Raw genomic sequence first — 19,603 nt, forward strand, 5'->3', positions numbered from 1 at the left:
AATCCGAACATTTGTTCGGATTTTTTGTTTTATATAACTTCTTACTTCATCATTAATAAGTTGTTCAACTCCAAGCTTGTAAGCTCCCTCCACCTTCCTCTTGGCAAATTTTTCTTTGTTAATTCAGCAAAGATTACTCTATCTAATTTACTTACTTTATATCCTAAATGTTCGAATATTTTACGAACAATCCTATTTCTACCAGAATGAATCTCTATTCCTACCTCTGATTTTGGTTGTCCATCTACATAAGAAATTGCATCAATAAATACTTTTCTACCTTCAATAATTACATCTCCACGTAATTTTTCTAAATCTTTTAAATCTAGTTTTCTATCTAAAGAAGCGTGGTATAATTTGCGTACGTTGTGTTTTGGGTGCGTTAATTTCTTTGCTAAATCTCCATCATTAGTAAACAACAATAAACCTGTTGTATTTCTATCTAAACGCCCTACCGGATAAATACGTTCTTTAGATGCGTTAGAAACTAGGTCCATAACTGTTTTCCTACCACGTTCATCGTCCATTGTAGTAATATAGTTTTTTGGCTTATTTAAAAGAATATATCTTTTTTGTTCTGGAGTAATTGATGTTCCATCAAACTTTACAATATCATCTGGTTGCACTTTGTACCCCATTTCTGTTACCAACTTTCCGTTTACCTCTACACTACCATGTTCAATATAAGTGTCTGCTTCTCTACGAGAACAAACACCAGAATTGGCAATATATTTATTTAAACGAACTCCAGCAGATTCATCAGATTTTGGAGTTGGCATTGGTTTTTTAAAGTCTTTTTTCAGACTTTTTCTACTTAATGGTGTACTACTTTTTTTACCTTCTTGTCGTCCTCTCGACGAGTTTCTATTTGAATTCATTTAAAAAAATTTTATGCAAAGGTACTCAAATAGAAGATTTTAATTCAATCTATCTATTACTTTTTCAACAATTAGAGAAGTATCAATAAAAACTAAACAGAACACACCAATTAAAAGTAGTAATTTTAAAATATTATGTAATATTCTATATTGATTTCTTGTTTTTGATTTCCACAGATAGAAGCCAATAAAAATTAATATAATCATGGCAAAATAGAAGTAATAACGCATATAACTTAATGCAGGGTAACTAAACAAGACTGCAACAGGAAAAAGCGTTAAAATCAATAGTAGAATTGATAGTTTTTTAGTCATTAACTCTCCATACGCAACAGAAAAAGTAATATAATTATTTGCTATTGCTCCTTTTATATTTTCTAACTCTTTAATTAATTCCCTTACCATGATTACTAAAATAAGAAAAACAGCGTGCACAAAAATTATTTTAGAAAAATTTCCGTAATAAACAAAAACAGCAAAAAAAGGAGAAACGGTTAATATTGTTGCAGATATTAAACCGGTAAATGGGTGCTTTTTTAGTTTATGAGAGTAAAACCAGATAGCAAAAATATAAAGTGCAAAAAACAAGGCTGCTCTCCAAGAAATTAAAATACCAAATATGAAGCCTAAAAAATTTAAGAAAAAATAAAGAGATAATTTTGTTTCTTGTTTCACTAAATTATCTAAACCTGTTTTCACGGGTCTATTAATTCGATCTACTTTAGCATCATAAAAATTGTTAACTATATAACCTGCTGCAACTACACAAATTGAAGCTACAACTATGTACAACAAATGCAAATCAAAAATAACTTCTCTAATAGATTTTCCTTTTGAAAAGATGAAGATAGAAGCTAAATATTGCGCTGCTACTAATACAAGAATATTATACCCTCTAATAACTGATAATAGGCTTAATATTTTATAAATTATTCTTTTTACTCTAAAGGAAGTCATAAAGATTTTTTAGAACCTGTAAACCAATTCTAACTTATAATCCTTTAAACTTTGTTGTGCTTTTTGATAATCTTCTGTAAAGCCTAAAATATAGCCTCCACCACCAGAACCACAAAGTTTTAAATAATAATCATTGGTTTTAATTCCTTTTTCCCAAACTTTATGAAAAGCAGGAGGAATCATTGGTTTAAAGTTTTTTAGTACAATTTTAGACAAACTTTTTACGTTGCCAAAAAGAGAAGTTACATTTCCTTGTAAAAAATCTTCAATACAAGCGTCTGTATATGTTGCAAATTCTTCACTAATCATTTTTCTGAAACCTTCGTTTTTCATCTTATTCATAAAGATGTTAACCATAGGTTCAGTTTCACCAACTTGTTCAGAGTCTAATAGAAAAACTGCACCTTTTCCTTCTTTTTGAGATGGAATACCAGCAGGCTCTATATTTGTTTTCGAATTGATTAAAATCGGTAAACTTAAATAACTATTTAAAGGATCTAAACCAGAACTTTTTCCATGGAAAAAAGATTCCATTATTGAAAAAATTTCTTTTAATTTTAGTAATTTCTCTCTTGTTAAATTTTCTAAAACAGTAATTTTATCAGCAGCATATTTATCATAAATAGAAGCTACTAAAGCACCAGAACTACCAACTCCATAACCTTGAGGTATAGAGGAATCAAAATACATTCCGTTATCTACATCTTTTTTAAATTCCATTAAATTAAAAGAAACTAAATCAGTTTCTAAATTAGTTAAATGATGGTAAAAACGTAATAAATTTTCGTTAGATTTTTTTGATGAATCTAATAAATTAGAAGATGTTTTTAATGCACCTCTGTAAGCGTTAAACGGAATCGCTAAACCTTTAGAATCTTTTATAATTCCGTACTCTCCAAAGAGAAGGATTTTAGCATAAAATAATGGTCCTTTCATTTTTCTTTTTATAGTACTGCAAAAATACGATTTTTTATATTAAGAAGATGTTATCAAATATTTTTATAAAACGTCTTCCAAACCCCTGCCTTTTCACCTTTTTTATATTTTCCTTTTTCTTGAATTTTTCCATTTTTATAATATACTTTCCAGTTCCCTTCTCTTAATCCAGTATCATATTTACCAGTCCTTTGCATTTCTCCTGTATCATAATATTCGTAAAATTTACCATCTGGTTTTCCATTTACATAGTTTACTTTTTGAAATTTTGCACCATTTTCATGATAATAATTTACAGCACCAACATACATTTCCTTATTAGGCTGATTTGTTTTACTCAAACCTTCCATTTGCTTTTTCCCAGAAATATAATAATCTATAATCCAATAACCTTTGTCCACTTTCTTTGGAACAGGTCTATAATAAGCAGCTTTATCCTTAACAGATAAACTCCAGTTAGAATCGAAATAAATAGTTTCTTGGGCAGATAATGATTGTACTAAAAACCCAACAACAAGTACAATAAGTAGGGTTGTAGTTTTCATAATATGTGTTTTTAATCGCTGAAGATATTAAAGCTTTTTTGCTCCAAAACCGACAGTATCACAAATATACTGATTTTTTTGACAGTATTTAGACAATTGATTACCAATAAATTGACTTACCTTTTCTTTTTCATTTTCTGGAAACAATACATGTACGTTTGCGCCTGCATCTAACGTAAAACAGATGTTACTTTTGTTTTCTTGACGATATTCCCATATTTTATTGATAATTTCTAACGTATTAGGTTTCATTAAAATAAAATACGGATTACTCATTAACATCATTGCATGCAATGTTAAGGCTTCACTTTCAACCAAACTTATAAAAGATTCTACATCTCCGTTTTGAAGAATTTCTGATATTTTAGATAAATTATCATTCGCTTGTTTAAAACGATTTTCTGCATATGGATGATTGTGCATTAAGTTATGACCAACTGTACTAGAAACTTGCTTTTCTCCTTTATCAACCAATAAAATTGTGTCTTGATAGTTCTCAAAAACTGAATGTACATTATAAGGAAATTGTACTCCAAATAAATCTGAACTACCTTCAATTTTTGGGTGACTTCCCCAAACGACCATTGGTCCTTCTATACTTCTACTTGCGCTTCCAGAACCTAATCTTGCTAAAAAAGAAGCTTTTTTGTTGATAAACTCAACTGATAATTCTGATGACAATTCGTTTTCTAAACTCATTAAACACATTGCAATTGCACTTAAACCACTTGCAGAAGAAGCTATTCCGCTAGAATGTGGAAAAGAATTTTCTGAATTGATTATCATCTTATATTCAAAAATATAAGGACAATACTCTTGCACTCTTTTAAAGAATTCTGCAATCTTTGGCTTGAAGGCATCTTTTTGTTTTCCTTCAAAAAACAAATCGAAATCTACTTCATTTGATTTTTCCTTCTTCTCAAAATCGATGGTTGTAATTGTATGACAATTGTTTAACGTAAAACTAATAGAAGCGTTTTTAGGAATTTGAGGACTGCTCTTTCCCCAATACTTTACCAACGCAATATTACTTGGAGTTTGCCATGTAAAACTTGCTTTTTCTATTGAGTTATTTATTAATTTCGGAATAAATTGTGCTATATTCAATGTCTAGAATTTGCCTCAAAGATAAAACTATTTCAATGAATTCTCGTTTAACTTTTTAAGTACATTTTCTTTATAAGTTCTACTTATCGGAATTGCATTTTTATTAATTTCAATAAATTCGTTTGTATAAGAATCTGTTTTGTTTAAATTCACAATATATGATCTATGAATTCTTAAAAATTGTTGAGATGGCAATTTCATTTCCAAGTTACTAATCGTTTCTCTGGTTACCAAAATCTTGTCTTTTGTATGAATTTTTATATAATCAGATAAACTTTCAACATATAGAATTTCATCAAAAATAATCTTTACCATTTTACGCTCTGAACGCACAAAAATATAATCGTCTTTAACTTTCTCAACCTCAATGCTTGTATTTTTTACAATAATTTTGGTTTCAAAATACTTATTAACAGCTTGTAAAAAACGATCAAAACCAATTGGTTTCAATAAATAATCTACTGCTTGTAAATCGAACCCATCTAAAGCATATTCTCTGTAAGCAGTTGTGAAAATTATTTTTGATTTCTTGTTTAATGTTTTTGCTAAAGACAAACCTGAAACATCTGGCATATTAATATCTAAAAAGAATAAATCAATATTTTGAGAATTTGAAATTTCAAAAGCTTCCATTGCGTTTTTACAACTTTTAACCAAATACAAATTCGGAATTTTAGTTACAAAAGATTCTAAAATCTTTCTAGCAACTGGTTCGTCATCAACAATAATACAATTAATAATATTCATTTTAGTTTTCAATAAGATTTAAAACTCAATTTTTAAATGTACTTTAAAAGTATCATTTTTTTCAATTATTTCTAGTTGATGCTTTTTGGAATATAACATTTCTAAACGCTTTTTAATATTCTGCAGCCCGATGCCTACATTCTTTTTTTCTTTTTTGGTTGCTGTATTTTCAACCTCAAAAAACAAGCAATTATTTTCAGTTTTCAATCGAATATTAACATTTAAAACACCATCTTTTATTTCTCCATGTTTAAAACTATTTTCAACAAATGGTATTAATAACATTGGTGGAATTTGAAGAGAATCATTCAACCTCTCTTTACTAAAATCAACTTTTAAAGTATCATGAAAACGCATTCTCTCTAATGAAATATAATCTTCTAAATGATTTATTTCTTCAATTAAAAGTACTTTTGGTTTTTCTACTTGATATAAAATATAATCTAACAAATTAGATAATTTTAAAATCATTTCTGGCGCTTCATCTGCTTTCGCAATTGCAAATCCATAAATAGTATTTAAAGAATTAAACAAGAAGTGTGGATGAATTTGCATCTTTAAAAACTTTAATTCTTGCTCTTTTAATTCCAGCTGGGTTTGTAAAAATTTATTTTTTAAATCTTCATTATTTACAATATTTTTATAACTGTGTATTACCAAACCAATGGTAATCACAACCAGAACAACTATATAAATACCTAAAGCAATAAAGAAAATTGTTTTGGTTAAAGGCCTAGAGTTTTCAATTGTTAATTCTGTAGAAAAAACCAAGCCATAAAAAATAGAAATCATTATAAAACAAAAAGAAATAATGAACGTATAAATTGTATACAAAACAAAAAGGCCATGCTTTTTTGCAATTAAATATTTAGGTATTAATTGATACAAAAAAAAGTAACTCATAATAATAGTTACAGGCATTAAGAAAGCCGAAAACTTATTTACATAGGCAATATTATCACTTCCATAGCCTAAAAAATAGGTGTAAAAAAAGTAAACTCCAATCCAAAAAAAGGAATGTAAAATTAATTTAATTAAGGTTGTTATTATAACTTTAGTTTTCATAAGAAGTATGCAATATCTTATATTTTATGAGAAATTCATTTTTTTTTGAGATGAAATTCTATTTTTACAAGACAATTAACCATTTTAACACTTTTTGTAGAAAAGCTTTTTAAATTGGTTAGTTTTAGAAGAAATGTATGCATTCATCGAAATTAAATAGTAACAGCTATTTTCTAATTTATTTTTGATAAAAATAATTTTAAAAACTCAAATTATGATTTTAGACAGATTAAACGAAGGTGGTCCTTTATTTATGTACACAATTTTACTGGTATTTATTATTTCTATTGTACTAATTATAAAAGAACTTCTAAAACCAGACCAAAAAGGTAAAACATTAGAACTTATAAAATCTTTAAGTTTATTTGCTTTAGTTACTGGGTTTTTAGGTTTAATGATTGGATTAATTACTGCTTTTGATTCTATAACTTTAGAAGGAAACATAAGTCCTGATATTTTTGCTAGCGGATTAAAAATTGGTTTATTATCGCCAACTTTTGGGTCTTTTGTATTTTTAATAGTTAGATTAAGTATTATTGGTTTAATTCTAAAGAAAAAAGAATAACAAATGAGAATATTTGAAATATTACTATTAATAATTTCTTTCTCTTCTTTCTTTTATATCTCTTTAGTAAAAGGTAGAATTCATAAGAAAATAGAATTAGCAATCGTTTTAGGTTTACTTATAATTCATTTTATTTTTGAAGGATATCGTTGGCAAATGATTCCTATTTATATTTTATTATTCATAATTGGATTTTGCATATATAAAGAATACTCAATTTTTAAAGGAGGTTGGCTTAAAAAAAGTTTCACAACACTTGGTTTAAGTATCTTATTAATTATTGGTTATACACTGCCAACTGTCTTACCAATTTTTGAATTACCAAAACCTACTGGAAAATATAAAATTGGTTCTCAATACATTCATTTAAAAACAGACAGAGAAGAAACTATAACTTCAAATCCTAATGATAAAAGAGAATTAATGATAAAGGTTTGGTACCCTGCTAATATCAAAAATGAAAGCAAAGAACCTTATTTAAATAATGGTGATAGAATTAGTTTTGCTGCAAAATATGGGTTACCAAAATCTACTTTTAATTATTTAGACCATGTAAAAACAAACACGTATTTAGAACCAAAAGTTATTGACGAAAAATTTCCTGTACTTATTTTTTCTCATGGATCTTACTCTAAAGCTTCTGGTTATTATGCAATTATAGAAGAAATTGTAAGTAATGGTTATATTGTTTTAAACATTAATCATACCTACGAAAGTACTGGAACGTTATTTCCAGATGGTAGCATGAAACTCTACAGTCAAGAGTATAGTGAAAAACATATAACCACACAGAAAATGGCTGAATTAGCATGGGAAATACAGCAAGATTATATAAATGCAAAAAACGAAAAAGAGCGATTTTCAGCTTCAGATTTTGCTTTAAAAAACTATATAGCTGCAGATATTTCAAAAAGATGGTCTAAAGATATTACTTCAGTTATTGATGAATTTGAAAATTGGAATGAAAACTCTTTTTTAGCCAATCATTTAGACATTAGTAGAATTGGCGTTTTTGGTCATTCTCAAGGAGGAACTTCAGTTGGACAATCAATTTTAGATGATCAAAGAGTTTCTGCTGGGGCAAATCTTGATGGTATTCAATGGGGAAACATGATTGATACTTTAGTAACTAAACCTTTTCTTTTGATGTCTTCAGATTGGAAATTTCCACACCCAAATTACAACAAATACGCATACAGAAATGGAGGTTCTTCTGTTTTTTATGATGCAAAAGTTAAAAATTCTGGGCATGCTAGCTTTATGGATATACCGCTGATGATTAATATTCCACAACTCAATGAGTCAGGAACTATAAACCCAAAGGAAGCTTATAAAATCATCAACCAAAGTGTGGTTTCTTTTTTTGATAATCATTTAAAAAACAAAGAAAACAACTTATTAAAACTCCCTAGCAAACACGAATCACTAGAAATTATTAAAAAATAAATTATGATAAAAAATATACTTTGTATTACACTCTTGGTGTGCTCTATTTTTACTAAAGCACAAACAAGTACTATAAAAAATCTCGACAACTTATTTGGCAAACTTGAATTAAAAAATAAAGCAATGGGATCAATTTCTATCTTTAAAGATGGGACTGAGTTCTATAAAAAAAACATTGGCTTTTCTAACCTTAAAAACAAAACAAAAGGAGATAAATTTACCAAACACAGAATTGGTTCTATTACCAAAATTTTTACAACAACAATTATCCTACAGCAAATTGATGAAGGAAAGTTAACCTTAAATTCATTACTTAATGAGTTTTTTCCTGCAATACAAAATTCAGACAATATTACTATTGAAGATTTATTAAGGCATCAAAGTGGATTAGCAAATATTACTGAAGATAAAGAAATTAGAAGTTGGATTACAAAACCACAATCTCGCGAAAAAATGATTGCTCGTTTTGTTAAAAACGGAATTCAATTTGAGCCGAAAGAAAAATCAAAATACTCAAATACAAACTTTATCATTCTTTCTTATATCTCTGAAATATTAGATGAAAAACCATTTTCAGAAATTTTAAACTCTAGAATAATTAAACCTCTAAATTTAAAAAGAACAGAATTCGGAAAACCAATTGCACCAAACAACAATGAAGCTTTTGCATATTATTTTGAAAATAATAAATGGAATTTAATTGACATGCTAACACATATGTCTGCACCAATGGGAGCTGGTGCAATTGTTTCAACTTCTTCTGAATTGAATGTTTTTTTCACCAATCTATTTACTCAAAAACTAACTTCTGCAGAATCTTTAAAAAAATTCATGAATATCAAAAAAGGGCAAGGATTAGGTATTATGCAATTTGAATTTAAAGGTTTAAAGATTTATGGACATGATGGAGGAATTGATGGTTTTCAATCTTATGCCTTATACATTCCAGAGAAAAAAACTTCAATAGCTTTTACCTTTAATGGTTTTAGTGGTATGATAATGCCAACTGTGATATCTATTTTAGATACTTATTTTGAAAACGACACCTATTTAAAAAAGAAAATCGCTATTAATTTAACCTCGGCTGAATTAGATACTTATTTAGGAATTTATAGTGGTAAAACTTTTCCAGCAAAAGTAACTTTCTCAAAAAAAGGAAACACCCTTTTCGCACAAGCAACAGGGCAACCAACTTTTAAATTAATTGCCGTTAAAAAAGATAGTTTTATTTATGACGCAATGGGGATTCGTTTTGATTTTAACTTGAAAACAAAAACAATGGAACTTACTTCTAGGGGCAATAAACACTTGCTTAACAAAGAAGAATAATTAAAAAATTACTCGGTTTTTAAAATACCTATTTCATTCATTTGAAATAGGTATTTTTGCATTTATGAAAACTAAAAAAGTTTTTTTATTATTGAATGGTGAAGTACCAAATAAACTTCCAAGTCTTTCTGACTATGAAGTTATTTGCGCAACAGATGGTGCGTACCATTTTTTAGAAAAAAATAACATTATTCCCAATTTCATTAGTGGCGATTTTGACTCTTTAGAAAACCTTCCAACAAATACTGAAGTGATTCATACACCAAATCAAGACTTTACAGATTTTGATAAAATATTACAAATCTTGTATGATAAAGGTTTTGAAAATATTGACATTTTTGGAGCAAGTGGTAAAGAACAAGATCACTTTTTAGGGAATTTACACACAGCAATTCAATGGAAAAGCAAGTTGAAACTTACTTTTGTTGATAATTATTGTCGTTATTTTTTAGCTGATAAAAGCACAACAATTTCTGATTGTAAAAACAAAACTGTTTCCTTAATTCCTTTTCCAAAAGCTACAGATATCACCACAACAGGATTACAATATTCATTAAATAATGAAGATTTATCTTTTGGAAAAAGAATAGGAACAAGAAATAAAGCGATTAAAAATAAAATAGACATCAGTTATAAAACTGGAGAACTCTTTATTTTTGTCAATCATTAAAAAAATGCCTAGAAAAATAAAATTATTGTGGGATTTTAGAGGTCCTGATGCAAAAGAAACAGCAAAACATCATACCATTCATTTAAAAGAATTTGCAGCTATTGAAAAGTTAACTTTTCATGAAATAGATATTCAAGAAAAAAATGAAATGTTGTTTTCTGCTTTTATAACTGTTGATGAAAAGGACATGAAAATTTATAGAGATGCTTTAAAACCGCATCGCGGTGAAGTTGGTTAACCTTTAAAAATAATTTACTTAACTTTAAACTTTAAGTATTTTTATGGAAGCTCAACAATCAATTATTTCAGAAATTTATAAAGACATTTCTTTTACTCCAGAAGAAATAGCACTTATACACCCTATACTTAAAAAAAGAACTTTAAAAAAAGGTGATATTCTGATAAAACTGTATTTCATAAATATTATGTTTTTAGTGGCTGCTTAAGATCATACCATATAGACAAAAACCTAAAAGAACATACGATTCAATTTGCTATAAAAGACTGGTGGATAACAGATTTAAATGCATATTTTAACAATTATAAATCTAACTTAATAGTTGAAGTTATTCAAGATGCAATAGTATACGAAATTGCTAAAAAGGATATAGAAATTCTGTATTCTAAAATACATAAATTAGAAACTTTCTATAGAAAAAAAATCGAAAAAGCATTTGCAAGTTATCAAAATAGAATCCTAGAAAACTCCGTAAAATCGGCAGAAGAAAAATATATTTCTTTTATAAAAAGTTACCCAAAAATTGAAAAAAAAGTAAAAAACTACCATATCGCTTCTTATTTAGGTATTACAAGTGAGAGTTTAAGTAGAATAAGGAAAAAATTAAAGTAATTTCTTATCATACATCAATTTTTTAAAAAAATATTCTTTTTATATTTACATATAGTAGGTTTAAATATATCCCCCAATTCATATTTATTCAATTATTTAAAAGCCATTTAGATTAAAATATAAATGGCTTTTATCTTTTTATAAAAAATCTATTTTTTCCATTTTATTCCACAACCCATACTAGGCTTTTGATTTTCTAAAGCAGATTTATTTTCTAATAAATTATCAAGAGCATTTCTTAAATCAATTCCTGTAACTGGTTTTCCATTTCCAGGTCTTGAATCATCTAATTGCCCATGATAAACTGATTTTAAATCTGTGTCAAAAGCATAAAAATCTGGAGTACAAGCAGCATCGTATTTTTTTGCTATTTCTTGAGTTTCATCATATAAATAAGGAAAAGGATAGCTTTCATCTATTGCTAATTGCAGCATTAATTTTGGCGAATCTTGTGGGTAATTCTCAACATCATTAGAACTTATCGCAATAAAATTGATTCCTTTTTGTTGATATTCATTCGCCATTTTAACTAACTCATCATTTACATGAATTACAAACGGACAATGATTACATATAAACATAATTACTGTTCCTTCTTCTCCTTTTACTTTAGAAAGGGATAGAAAATTACCATCTATTGTATTGAGTAAATTAAAACTAGGAGCTGATGTTCCGTTTTTAAATTCGTTTGATTCTGTTCTTGCCATTAGACTAGGAATTAGTTTCTGCTAAAGCTGTAGCGCAAATAAAACCACCAGTCCAAGCATTCTGAAAATTAAATCCACCAGTTACTGCATCAATATTTAAAACTTCACCTACAAAGAATAAGTTGTTGTGTTTTTTACTTTCAAAACGTTTAAAGTTAATTTCTTTTAAATCTATTCCACCAGCTGTTACAAATTCATCCTTAAATGTAGTTCTTCCATTTGCGTTATAAATTCCTTTTGTAAGTTGATTTGCCAAATTTTCTAACTGAATATTATTCAAATCCGCCCAATTTTGAGTTTTAGAAATACCCGAAAATAACACAAAACGTTCCCATAATCTTTTAGAAATCTCTGTAAAAGGTGATTTTAAAATGGCCGTTTTACGTGGCTCTTTCTTTTTTAAATTCAATAAAACATTCAAAACTTTATCCGTTGGCCTAGATAACCAATTTACTTCCACATTGTATTGATATTTTTTATCAGCCAAAATTCTTGCTCCAAAAGCAGACAGTTTTAAAATTGCTGGCCCACTCATTCCCCAATGCGTAATTAATAAAGGTCCTGAAGCTTCTAATTTTGTGCCAGAAATATTTACAGTAGCATTCGGTACAGAAGTCCCCAGTAAATCCACCAATCTCTTATCATTAATATTAAAGGTAAATAAAGACGGAACAGGCTCTATAATAGAATGATCTAAAGTTTCACATAATTCCCAAACCTTTTTAGAACTTCCCGCAGCAATAACTAACTTATCCGCTTTAAAAGTTTGTTCTTTAGTGTTGATAACCCATTTGTTTTCTTGTTGAAAAACAGAATTTACACCACAGTTTGTTAACACTTTAATCCCTAACTTATCAACAGATTTCTGAAAACAATCTATAATTACCTGACTTGTATTAGCTTCTGGAAATACTCTATTATCTTCTTCAATTTTTAAAGGAACTTCCCTCTCATTAAACCATTCAAAAGTATCTCCTGTCATAAATTTATGGAAAGGCCCTAACAATTCTTTTTCTCCTCTTGGATAGAACTTTACCAATTCTTTTGGCTCAAAACACGCATGCGTTACATTACATCTTCCGCCACCAGAAATTTTTACTTTCTGTAAGACATCTTTTCCTTTTTCTAGAATAGTAATATCTAAATCCGGATTGTTTTCTTTCGCATTTATTGCTGTAAAATATCCTGCAGCTCCACCACCAATAATTATTACTTTACTCATAAAACCATTTCTTGATATGTAAGAATTGTTTCAAATCCTTTATTTTTAAAATATGCTGGTGTTTTAGAATTTCCTGTTACTAAAACAAAATCTCCTCCCCAAGCTCCTAAACTTTTAATTGCACCAAAATAATCTGGAAACAACTTTTCTTTTACTGTTTTTAATTTGATAATTGAACTTATAATTTGTTCGTGTTCAATTATTAAATTTTCAAATTTTTCTAAAGAATTTATTTTTAAAAATTCATTAGAAATTTCTGAAATTCGTTCAATTTCTTTACTAAAATTACTTCCACTTTCTCTAAACTTTGCAATGCCCTCTTTAGAATCTTGCTTCTGGTTTAAATGAACAAAAAACAAGTTTTCTTTAAAAGCCGGATTGAACTCAACTTGCTCAACTGTAGGTTTTTCATTTTCTATTTGATAAAAAATTGATGTATTGTTTTGTGCACAAGCAATATCATAACCACTCCCTTTAAAAGAATTCCACAATAATTTAAAAGCATCTACATTTGCCCAATTTGCAATTGAATTTATTAAGGTTGATGAAGTACCTAAACCCCAATTTCTTGGAAAATTCAGGTTTGTTTTTATCAAAAATCCATTTTCTGATTCTAAAAAACTAGGATTTAAGTTTTTAGCTTCTTTTAAAATCTCTAACAAAGTTTCCGCTATAATCTCTCCACTTCCTTCTTTAACTGAATTATAGTTACAACTAATCAAACGAAGTTTTGGCAAGTCAAAAATAGCTTCAAACCAACATTCTCCAGTATGCGTAAAACTCTCCCAAATAATCTCTGGTTCTTTTATTTTTTCAACAATTAAGTCTTGCCCGAATTTAGTAGGTACAGCCAATGATTTAGTACCATCTAAAACAAGGTATTCACCTGTTAATAATAATTTTCCGTTTGAGTAAAAGTTCATTAGATTAAATCAAATTGTTTAAAATGATGTGTAAAATGTTTCACTTGAAATTTTTTCCAATACTCAAAATCTAATTCCCCAAAAAATGGGTGAACGACTACTCTACTTTTATCTTCCTTAAAAATTTTCACAAAAATGACTACTTCCTTAATTAAATCTTCAATTGCATCTTCTATCGAATTAAATTTCAATTTTACTGGTTCTTCTGCTAAAAAAGAAGCTTTAAAACCTATTTGTAATTCATTTTTTGTATTTAAAAAAGGTTTTCTACGAGCGGTTTTATCATCAGAAACAAATACATTTATTTTCAAATTCCCGTTTGCAATTTGTGTAACTGTGCATAAATGTTCAATCATTTTCTGACTGTTCATTTTTCCAAAAACTGGTTTATCATCTACCTTTAAGGTTGATAGTTTAGTGCGAACTTCATCAAAATCTAAAAAGTCTACCCAATTTATTGTTGGCTTTCTTAATTGATTAAATTTAGTAACAACTGCAGAATGAGAAACTGTTCTTTTATCAAAATAAGAAGTAAGTTCTGCTTTTTCTGATTCTGTTGCTCCTAATTGATTTAAAATATTCTGTAGGTGCATTTTCATATGTCCATGCTGAATTCCTTTAGTGGTAAGTGCTCTTAAAGCTGCAAAATTCTGTGCTAAACCAGCTGCTGCTATAATTTGCATTAATGTTCTTGCAGAAGGTTTTTGTAACATTTCTAAAGAAATTTTTGCCATTGGATGCAACGCAGTTAAGCCGCCAACAGTTCCTAAAGCCAAAGGAAGTTCTATCCAAAATTTAAAAATTCCGTTTTTAATTTCACAATGCGATAAACTCGAATATTGCCCAGAACGCGCCGCATAAGCATGAACGCCAGCTTCAACCGCTCTAAAATCGTTTCCTGTTGCTACAACTACAGCATCAATTCCGTTCATAATTCCTTTATTATGAGTTACTGCTCTATAAGGTTCTATTTCTGCAATTTTTACTGCTTGGTAAAATTTCTCTGCAAATTTTTGTGGGTTTTCGCCACCCAATTCTTCAATTTTACAGCTCACTTCTGCCCTAACTAAACATTCTGGAACGTAGTTAGATAAAATACTCATTACAATCTCTATGTCATCATTTCTAAATTCATTTGCAATTGCTTCTAAACAAGAGTTTATAAAGTTTGCTCCCATTGAATCTTTCGTTTCAAAGGTTGCTAGTAATTGATAATAGTTTTCTAATTGATCTGTTTTATCTACTAATTTTATGTCTAAAATTCCACCACCACGCTTTTCCATATTTTTAGTTATGGAAGCTGTAGCAGCAAATAATTCAGTTTTATTTGTGTTAAAATAATCTTCTAATTCCTTCTTATTACCAGCAAACATAAAATGTACTTGCCCGATTTTAGTAGTACCAATTACTTTGGTTTTAAAACCACCGCGTGTACTCCAAAACTTTGCTACTAAAGATGCGGCTGCAACAACAGAGCTTTCTTCAACAACCATAGGAACAACATACGTTCTATCATTTATTATAAAATTTGGCGCAATACCAAACGGCATATAAAAATTAGAGATGGTATTCTCTATAAAATCATCATGAAGTTGTTGTAAATCAGTATCAACATTCCAATATTGTTTTATAGTATTAACGGTTTCAGATTTATTATTAAAGTAATTCTCTGTTAGCCACTGTATTTTTTCCTCTTTGCTAAACTTTGAAAATCCTGATATTATTTTGCTCATGTATTGTTCTGTAAACTATAGACAACAAATATAATTTAAACCTTTTTAAAAGTATTAAATAATCAAGATTTCTCTTTTTTTAAGATATTTTTTGCGAATTTTTACGTAAACTTGGCAAACTTTTATTAATTACAAAATCAAGAATGAAAAAAGGGATCATTTTAGCAACTACCTTATTATTGATGATAAGTTGCCAAGAAAAGACAAAAACAGAAACATCTTCAAACTTTACTACAGGAACCAAAGAAATTACTTTAGAAGAAATTTGGGATGGAACTTTTTCTCCAGAAAGAATGAATTCTTTAAATTCTATGGATGGTAATTTTTACACTCTTTTGAATTATGATAAAGAAACCAAAGCAACCACTGTAGACAAATACAGATACCAAACGTTAGAAAAGGTAGAAACAATTGTAAATAGTAATGATTTAAAAGATTTAGATGGTTTTTCTTCTTACAGTTTTAATGCGGAAGAATCTTCTATAATTTTAGGAACAGATTTTAAAAAGATATACAGACGTTCTTATACAGGTACTTTTTACCATTATAATATTGGTTCTAAAAAAATGACTTTAATTGGTAAAGGTATTCAAGAACCAACTTTTTCACCAGACAGTAAAAAAATTGCCTACGTAAAAAAGAATAACATTTATATTTTAAGCTTAACGAACGGAAATAAATTAACTCAAGTTACTAAAGACGGTAAATTTAATTCAATAATTAACGGAATTACAGATTGGGTTTATGAAGAAGAATTTGCTTTTGTAAGAGCTTTTCAATGGAATAAATTTAGTACACATTTGGCTTTTTTACGTTTTGATGAAAGTAATGTTCCTACTTTTTCTATGGACATGGTTGGTAAAGGAAACTACCCAGACCAACAAGTTTTTAAATACCCAAAAGCTGGTGAAAAAAATGCCAATGTAACTTTACATATGTATTCTGTTTCATCAAAAAACAGTAAAAAAATAGCTTTAGGAGATTATGAATACATTCCTAGAATTAAATGGTCTAATGATGATGATATTCTAGTGGCAACCACTTTAAACCGTCATCAAAATAATTTAAAATTACACAAAGTAAATGCTTTAAGAAGTAGCTCAACATTACTTTTAGAAGAAACGGATAAAGCCTATATAGATATTACAGACAATCTTACTTTCTTAAAAGATGATAGCTTTATTTGGACTAGTGAAAAAGATGGCTACAACCATATTTATCATTATGATTTCAACGGAAAACTTATAAACCAAATAACAAAAGGAGATTGGGAAGTAACTAATTATTATGGTTATAACAAAAACAAAAAAACTGTTTATTATCAATCTGTAGAAAACGGATCTACAAACAGAGGTGTTTACTCGATTGGTTTAGATGGTAAAAACAAAAAATTATTAACCAATGAAGAAGGACAAAGTAACGCTGCTTTTAGCAAAAACCTAAACTTCTTTATTAATACACATTCTACTGCAGAAATTCCACCAATTTATTCTTTATATTCTGGTGAAGGAAAAATGTTAAAAGTGATAAAAGACAATGTTGCTTTAAAAGAAAAATTGTCTGAATATAAAATGAGTCCGAAAGAGTATTCGACTATTAACATAAATGGAAATGATTTGAATATGTGGATGGTAAAACCTGCAGATTTTGATGCCAATAAAAAATACCCAATGTTAATGTTTCAATATTCTGGACCAGGTTCTCAACAAGTTGGAAATAAATGGAATGCGAGTAATGATTATTGGCATAATATGTTAGCACAACAAGGAATGGTTGTTGTTTGTGTTGATGGGCGTGGAACAGGTTTTAAAGGAAGTGATTTTAAAAAATCCACTTATTTAAACTTGGTGAAATATGAAACTGAAGACCAAATTGCATCTGCAAAAAAATTAGCAGAACGTCCTTATATTGATGAAAATAACATTGGTATTTGGGGTTGGTCTTTTGGAGGACACATGAGTACAAATTCTTTATTAAAAGGAAGTGATATCTTTACAACTGCAATTGCCGTTGCACCTGTTACTTCTTGGCGTTTTTACGATACTGTTTATACAGAACGTTTTTTAAGAACTCCACAAGAAAACCCTGGTGGTTATGATGATAATTCTCCTGTGGAATATGCAGATAAATTAAAAGGAAATTATTTATTAGTTCACGGAACTGGAGATGATAATGTACATGTGCAAAACTCTTATAGAATGATAAATTCTTTAATTGAAGCTAATAAACAATTTGATATGTTTATTGTTCCAGACAGAACACATGGAATTTATAAAGGAAAAAATACACGCTTGAATTTGTACACTAAAATGACAAAATTTGTAGAAGAGCACTTAATTAATAAATCAAATACATCAACTAAAATAAAAGGATAAACTATGTCAGATACTGCTATTACAAATTCAGAAGCCCCACAAATGTTCGGTCATCCAAAAGGGTTATTTTATTTATTCTTTGCTGAACTTTGGGAACGATTTAGTTTCTATGGAATGAGGGCGTTATTAACGCTTTACATGGTTGAGAAGATTTTTGTTGCTATTACTGAACGAGACTCGGCAACAGCTGTTGTATACGCTTCATATGGCTCACTGGTTTATGCCTCTACTGTAATTGGCGGGCAAATTTCTGATAAAATTTTAGGAATGCGTGCCTCAATTTTTTTAGGTGGAATTTTAATGGCGTTAGGCCATTTTGTTTTAGCTATAGAAAACGATATCGCTTTCTTTTTGGCTTTGGCTTTAATAGTTGTTGGAAATGGTTTCTTCAAACCTAATATTTCAACTTTTGTGGGTGCTTTATACAAAGATGGTGACGTAAGAAAAGATTCTGGTTTTACTATTTTCTATATGGGGATTAACATTGGCGGAATGGTTGCTCCTTTTTTATGTGCATGGTTAGCTGTTGAATATGGTTATCACTATGGATTTGGTTTAGCGGGAATTGGAATGTTAGCAGGTTTAATTTTCTTTTGGAGTGGAATTAAAAAGAATGTTTTTGGAGATAAAGGAATGCCACCAAGCAAAGAGATTTATGAAAAGAAAGTTTTAGGTATACCACAAAAGACACTTATTCCAATTATTGCATTTTTATCAGCACCAGGAATAGCATGGTTATTAGCATCATGGCAAGCAAACTATGTTACTGGAATTTTTAAATTTATTGGTTTTGCTGTATTAGTATATCTTGGATATATCATTTATAATTTAAAAACTAATGAAGCTCGAAAAAAATTAGTTATGGCGGTATTAATTACCTTTTTCATGACTTTATTCTGGGGGTTTCATGAATTATCAGGAAGTGTAATTACTTTATTTGCATCAAGAAATGTTGATTTAGAAGGCATAATGAGTGCTGGACAAACAAATGGACTAAACTCAATGTTTATTATCATTTTAGCAATTCCTATTTCATTATTATGGGGTTATTTATCAAAAAGAAAATTGAATCCAAGAACTCCCTATAAATTCGGTTTAGGATTATTATTAGCAGGTTTAAGTTTTTATATTCTGTCTATTAGTGGAGGAAGTGCAAATGAAAACGGAATGGTCCCATTCTATTATTTATTCGCTATGTATTTTATCATTTCTGTTGGAGAATTATTTATGTCTCCAGTTGGGTTATCTAAAATCACAGATTTATCACCAAAAAACATAGTATCATTTATGATGGGAGTTTGGTTCTTATCATCAGCATTTGCTTTTCAAATTGTTGGTTTTATCTCTGAAGAGCTAGCTATAGAAAATGTACCTGGTCAAGTTATTAATCCTCTAGAAACTTTAAGCGTTTATACAGATGGATTTCACCTAATTGCATTATATGCATTAGGAGCAGGTGCAATTGTATTATTGTTCTCCCCATTGATGAAGAAATTATTAGGTAATGTTCATTAAAAATTAACACACATTAATTAAAACCTCATAAAC

General features: G+C 28.7%; 19 protein-coding genes and 1 pseudogene. 8 read left to right on the plus strand and 12 right to left on the minus strand.

What is annotated here, in order from left to right; genetic code table 11:
* Positions 1-41: 41 nt before the first annotated feature.
* The 7 genes from V3V28_RS03510 to V3V28_RS03540 are packed head-to-tail and all read right to left on the minus strand — an operon-like array spanning position 42 to position 6,235.
* Positions 42-878, minus strand: coding sequence for a pseudouridine synthase (locus V3V28_RS03510; protein WP_331363640.1), 837 nt, complete (start codon positions 876-878; stop codon positions 42-44).
* A gap of 39 nt (positions 879-917) precedes the next feature.
* Positions 918-1,835, minus strand: a complete 918-nt coding sequence (locus tag V3V28_RS03515) for a geranylgeranylglycerol-phosphate geranylgeranyltransferase (RefSeq protein ID WP_331363641.1) — start codon at positions 1,833-1,835, stop codon at positions 918-920.
* A 9-nt stretch (positions 1,836-1,844) separates the two neighbouring features.
* Positions 1,845-2,771 carry a mevalonate kinase family protein gene (locus tag V3V28_RS03520; protein WP_331363642.1) on the minus strand — a complete coding sequence of 309 codons (927 nt, stop codon included), beginning with the start codon at positions 2,769-2,771 and terminating at the stop codon, positions 1,845-1,847.
* Between the two features lie 53 nt (positions 2,772-2,824).
* Positions 2,825-3,316 (minus strand): toxin-antitoxin system YwqK family antitoxin, encoded by a 492-nt coding sequence (locus V3V28_RS03525; protein WP_331363643.1) that lies wholly within the window; start codon positions 3,314-3,316, stop codon positions 2,825-2,827.
* A gap of 27 nt (positions 3,317-3,343) precedes the next feature.
* Positions 3,344-4,423 (minus strand): diphosphomevalonate/mevalonate 3,5-bisphosphate decarboxylase family protein, encoded by a 1,080-nt coding sequence (locus V3V28_RS03530; RefSeq protein ID WP_331363644.1) that lies wholly within the window; start codon positions 4,421-4,423, stop codon positions 3,344-3,346.
* A gap of 27 nt (positions 4,424-4,450) precedes the next feature.
* Positions 4,451-5,170 carry a LytR/AlgR family response regulator transcription factor gene (locus tag V3V28_RS03535; RefSeq protein ID WP_331363645.1) on the minus strand — a complete coding sequence of 240 codons (720 nt, stop codon included), beginning with the start codon at positions 5,168-5,170 and terminating at the stop codon, positions 4,451-4,453.
* A gap of 18 nt (positions 5,171-5,188) precedes the next feature.
* Complete coding sequence (locus tag V3V28_RS03540; protein WP_331363646.1) at positions 5,189-6,235, minus strand: sensor histidine kinase; 1,047 nt, start codon at positions 6,233-6,235, stop codon at positions 5,189-5,191.
* 214 nt (positions 6,236-6,449) lie between these two features.
* Between V3V28_RS03540 and V3V28_RS03545 the strand changes: the two genes are divergently transcribed.
* The 6 genes from V3V28_RS03545 (at position 6,450) to V3V28_RS03570 (ending at position 10,691) form a co-directional block, all read left to right on the plus strand.
* On the plus strand, positions 6,450-6,800 hold the full coding sequence (locus V3V28_RS03545; protein ID WP_331363647.1) for a MotA/TolQ/ExbB proton channel family protein: 351 nt from the start codon (positions 6,450-6,452) through the stop codon (positions 6,798-6,800).
* Between the two features lie 3 nt (positions 6,801-6,803).
* On the plus strand, positions 6,804-8,246 hold the full coding sequence (locus V3V28_RS03550) for an alpha/beta hydrolase family protein (protein ID WP_331363648.1): 1,443 nt from the start codon (positions 6,804-6,806) through the stop codon (positions 8,244-8,246).
* 123 nt (positions 8,247-8,369) lie between these two features.
* Positions 8,370-9,575 carry a serine hydrolase domain-containing protein gene (locus tag V3V28_RS03555; RefSeq protein ID WP_331363649.1) on the plus strand — a complete coding sequence of 402 codons (1,206 nt, stop codon included), beginning with the start codon at positions 8,370-8,372 and terminating at the stop codon, positions 9,573-9,575.
* Between the two features lie 64 nt (positions 9,576-9,639).
* Positions 9,640-10,245, plus strand: coding sequence for a thiamine diphosphokinase (locus V3V28_RS03560; protein ID WP_331363650.1), 606 nt, complete (start codon positions 9,640-9,642; stop codon positions 10,243-10,245).
* 4 nt (positions 10,246-10,249) lie between these two features.
* Positions 10,250-10,483: a hypothetical protein gene (locus V3V28_RS03565; protein ID WP_331363651.1), complete on the plus strand. Its 234-nt coding sequence runs from the start codon at positions 10,250-10,252 to the stop codon at positions 10,481-10,483.
* 43 nt (positions 10,484-10,526) lie between these two features.
* Positions 10,527-10,691 (plus strand): hypothetical protein, encoded by a 165-nt coding sequence (locus V3V28_RS03570; protein ID WP_331363652.1) that lies wholly within the window; start codon positions 10,527-10,529, stop codon positions 10,689-10,691.
* Positions 10,692-11,244: 553 nt separating this feature from the next.
* Here the strand turns inward: V3V28_RS03570 and V3V28_RS03575 are convergent.
* The 5 genes and pseudogenes from V3V28_RS03575 to V3V28_RS03595 form a co-directional block, all read right to left on the minus strand.
* Positions 11,245-11,802: a thioredoxin family protein gene (locus V3V28_RS03575; protein WP_331363653.1), complete on the minus strand. Its 558-nt coding sequence runs from the start codon at positions 11,800-11,802 to the stop codon at positions 11,245-11,247.
* Positions 11,803-11,806: 4 nt separating this feature from the next.
* Positions 11,807-13,024: an NAD(P)/FAD-dependent oxidoreductase gene (locus V3V28_RS03580; RefSeq protein ID WP_331363654.1), complete on the minus strand. Its 1,218-nt coding sequence runs from the start codon at positions 13,022-13,024 to the stop codon at positions 11,807-11,809.
* Complete coding sequence (locus tag V3V28_RS03585; RefSeq protein WP_331363655.1) at positions 13,021-13,947, minus strand: GYDIA family GHMP kinase; 927 nt, start codon at positions 13,945-13,947, stop codon at positions 13,021-13,023. The genes V3V28_RS03580 and V3V28_RS03585 overlap by 4 nt, the downstream gene beginning before the upstream one ends.
* On the minus strand, positions 13,947-14,318 hold the full coding sequence (locus V3V28_RS03590) for a DUF1569 domain-containing protein (RefSeq protein ID WP_331363716.1): 372 nt from the start codon (positions 14,316-14,318) through the stop codon (positions 13,947-13,949). Before V3V28_RS03590 ends, V3V28_RS03585 begins: the two co-directional genes overlap by 1 nt.
* Before the next feature lie 93 nt (positions 14,319-14,411).
* Positions 14,412-15,680 (minus strand): annotated as a pseudogene (locus V3V28_RS03595) (hydroxymethylglutaryl-CoA reductase, degradative); the annotation flags it as partial.
* A 143-nt stretch (positions 15,681-15,823) separates the two neighbouring features.
* Here V3V28_RS03595 and V3V28_RS03600 point away from each other — a divergent pair.
* Together V3V28_RS03600 and V3V28_RS03605 are read left to right on the plus strand one after the other, a co-directional pair.
* Complete coding sequence (locus V3V28_RS03600) at positions 15,824-18,055, plus strand: S9 family peptidase (RefSeq protein WP_331363656.1); 2,232 nt, start codon at positions 15,824-15,826, stop codon at positions 18,053-18,055.
* A 3-nt stretch (positions 18,056-18,058) separates the two neighbouring features.
* Positions 18,059-19,570 (plus strand): peptide MFS transporter, encoded by a 1,512-nt coding sequence (locus V3V28_RS03605; RefSeq protein ID WP_331363657.1) that lies wholly within the window; start codon positions 18,059-18,061, stop codon positions 19,568-19,570.
* The last annotated feature ends 33 nt before the right edge of the window (positions 19,571-19,603 follow it).

Source organism: Polaribacter sp. (assembly GCF_036480315.1).
GTDB lineage: Bacteria > Bacteroidota > Bacteroidia > Flavobacteriales > Flavobacteriaceae > Polaribacter.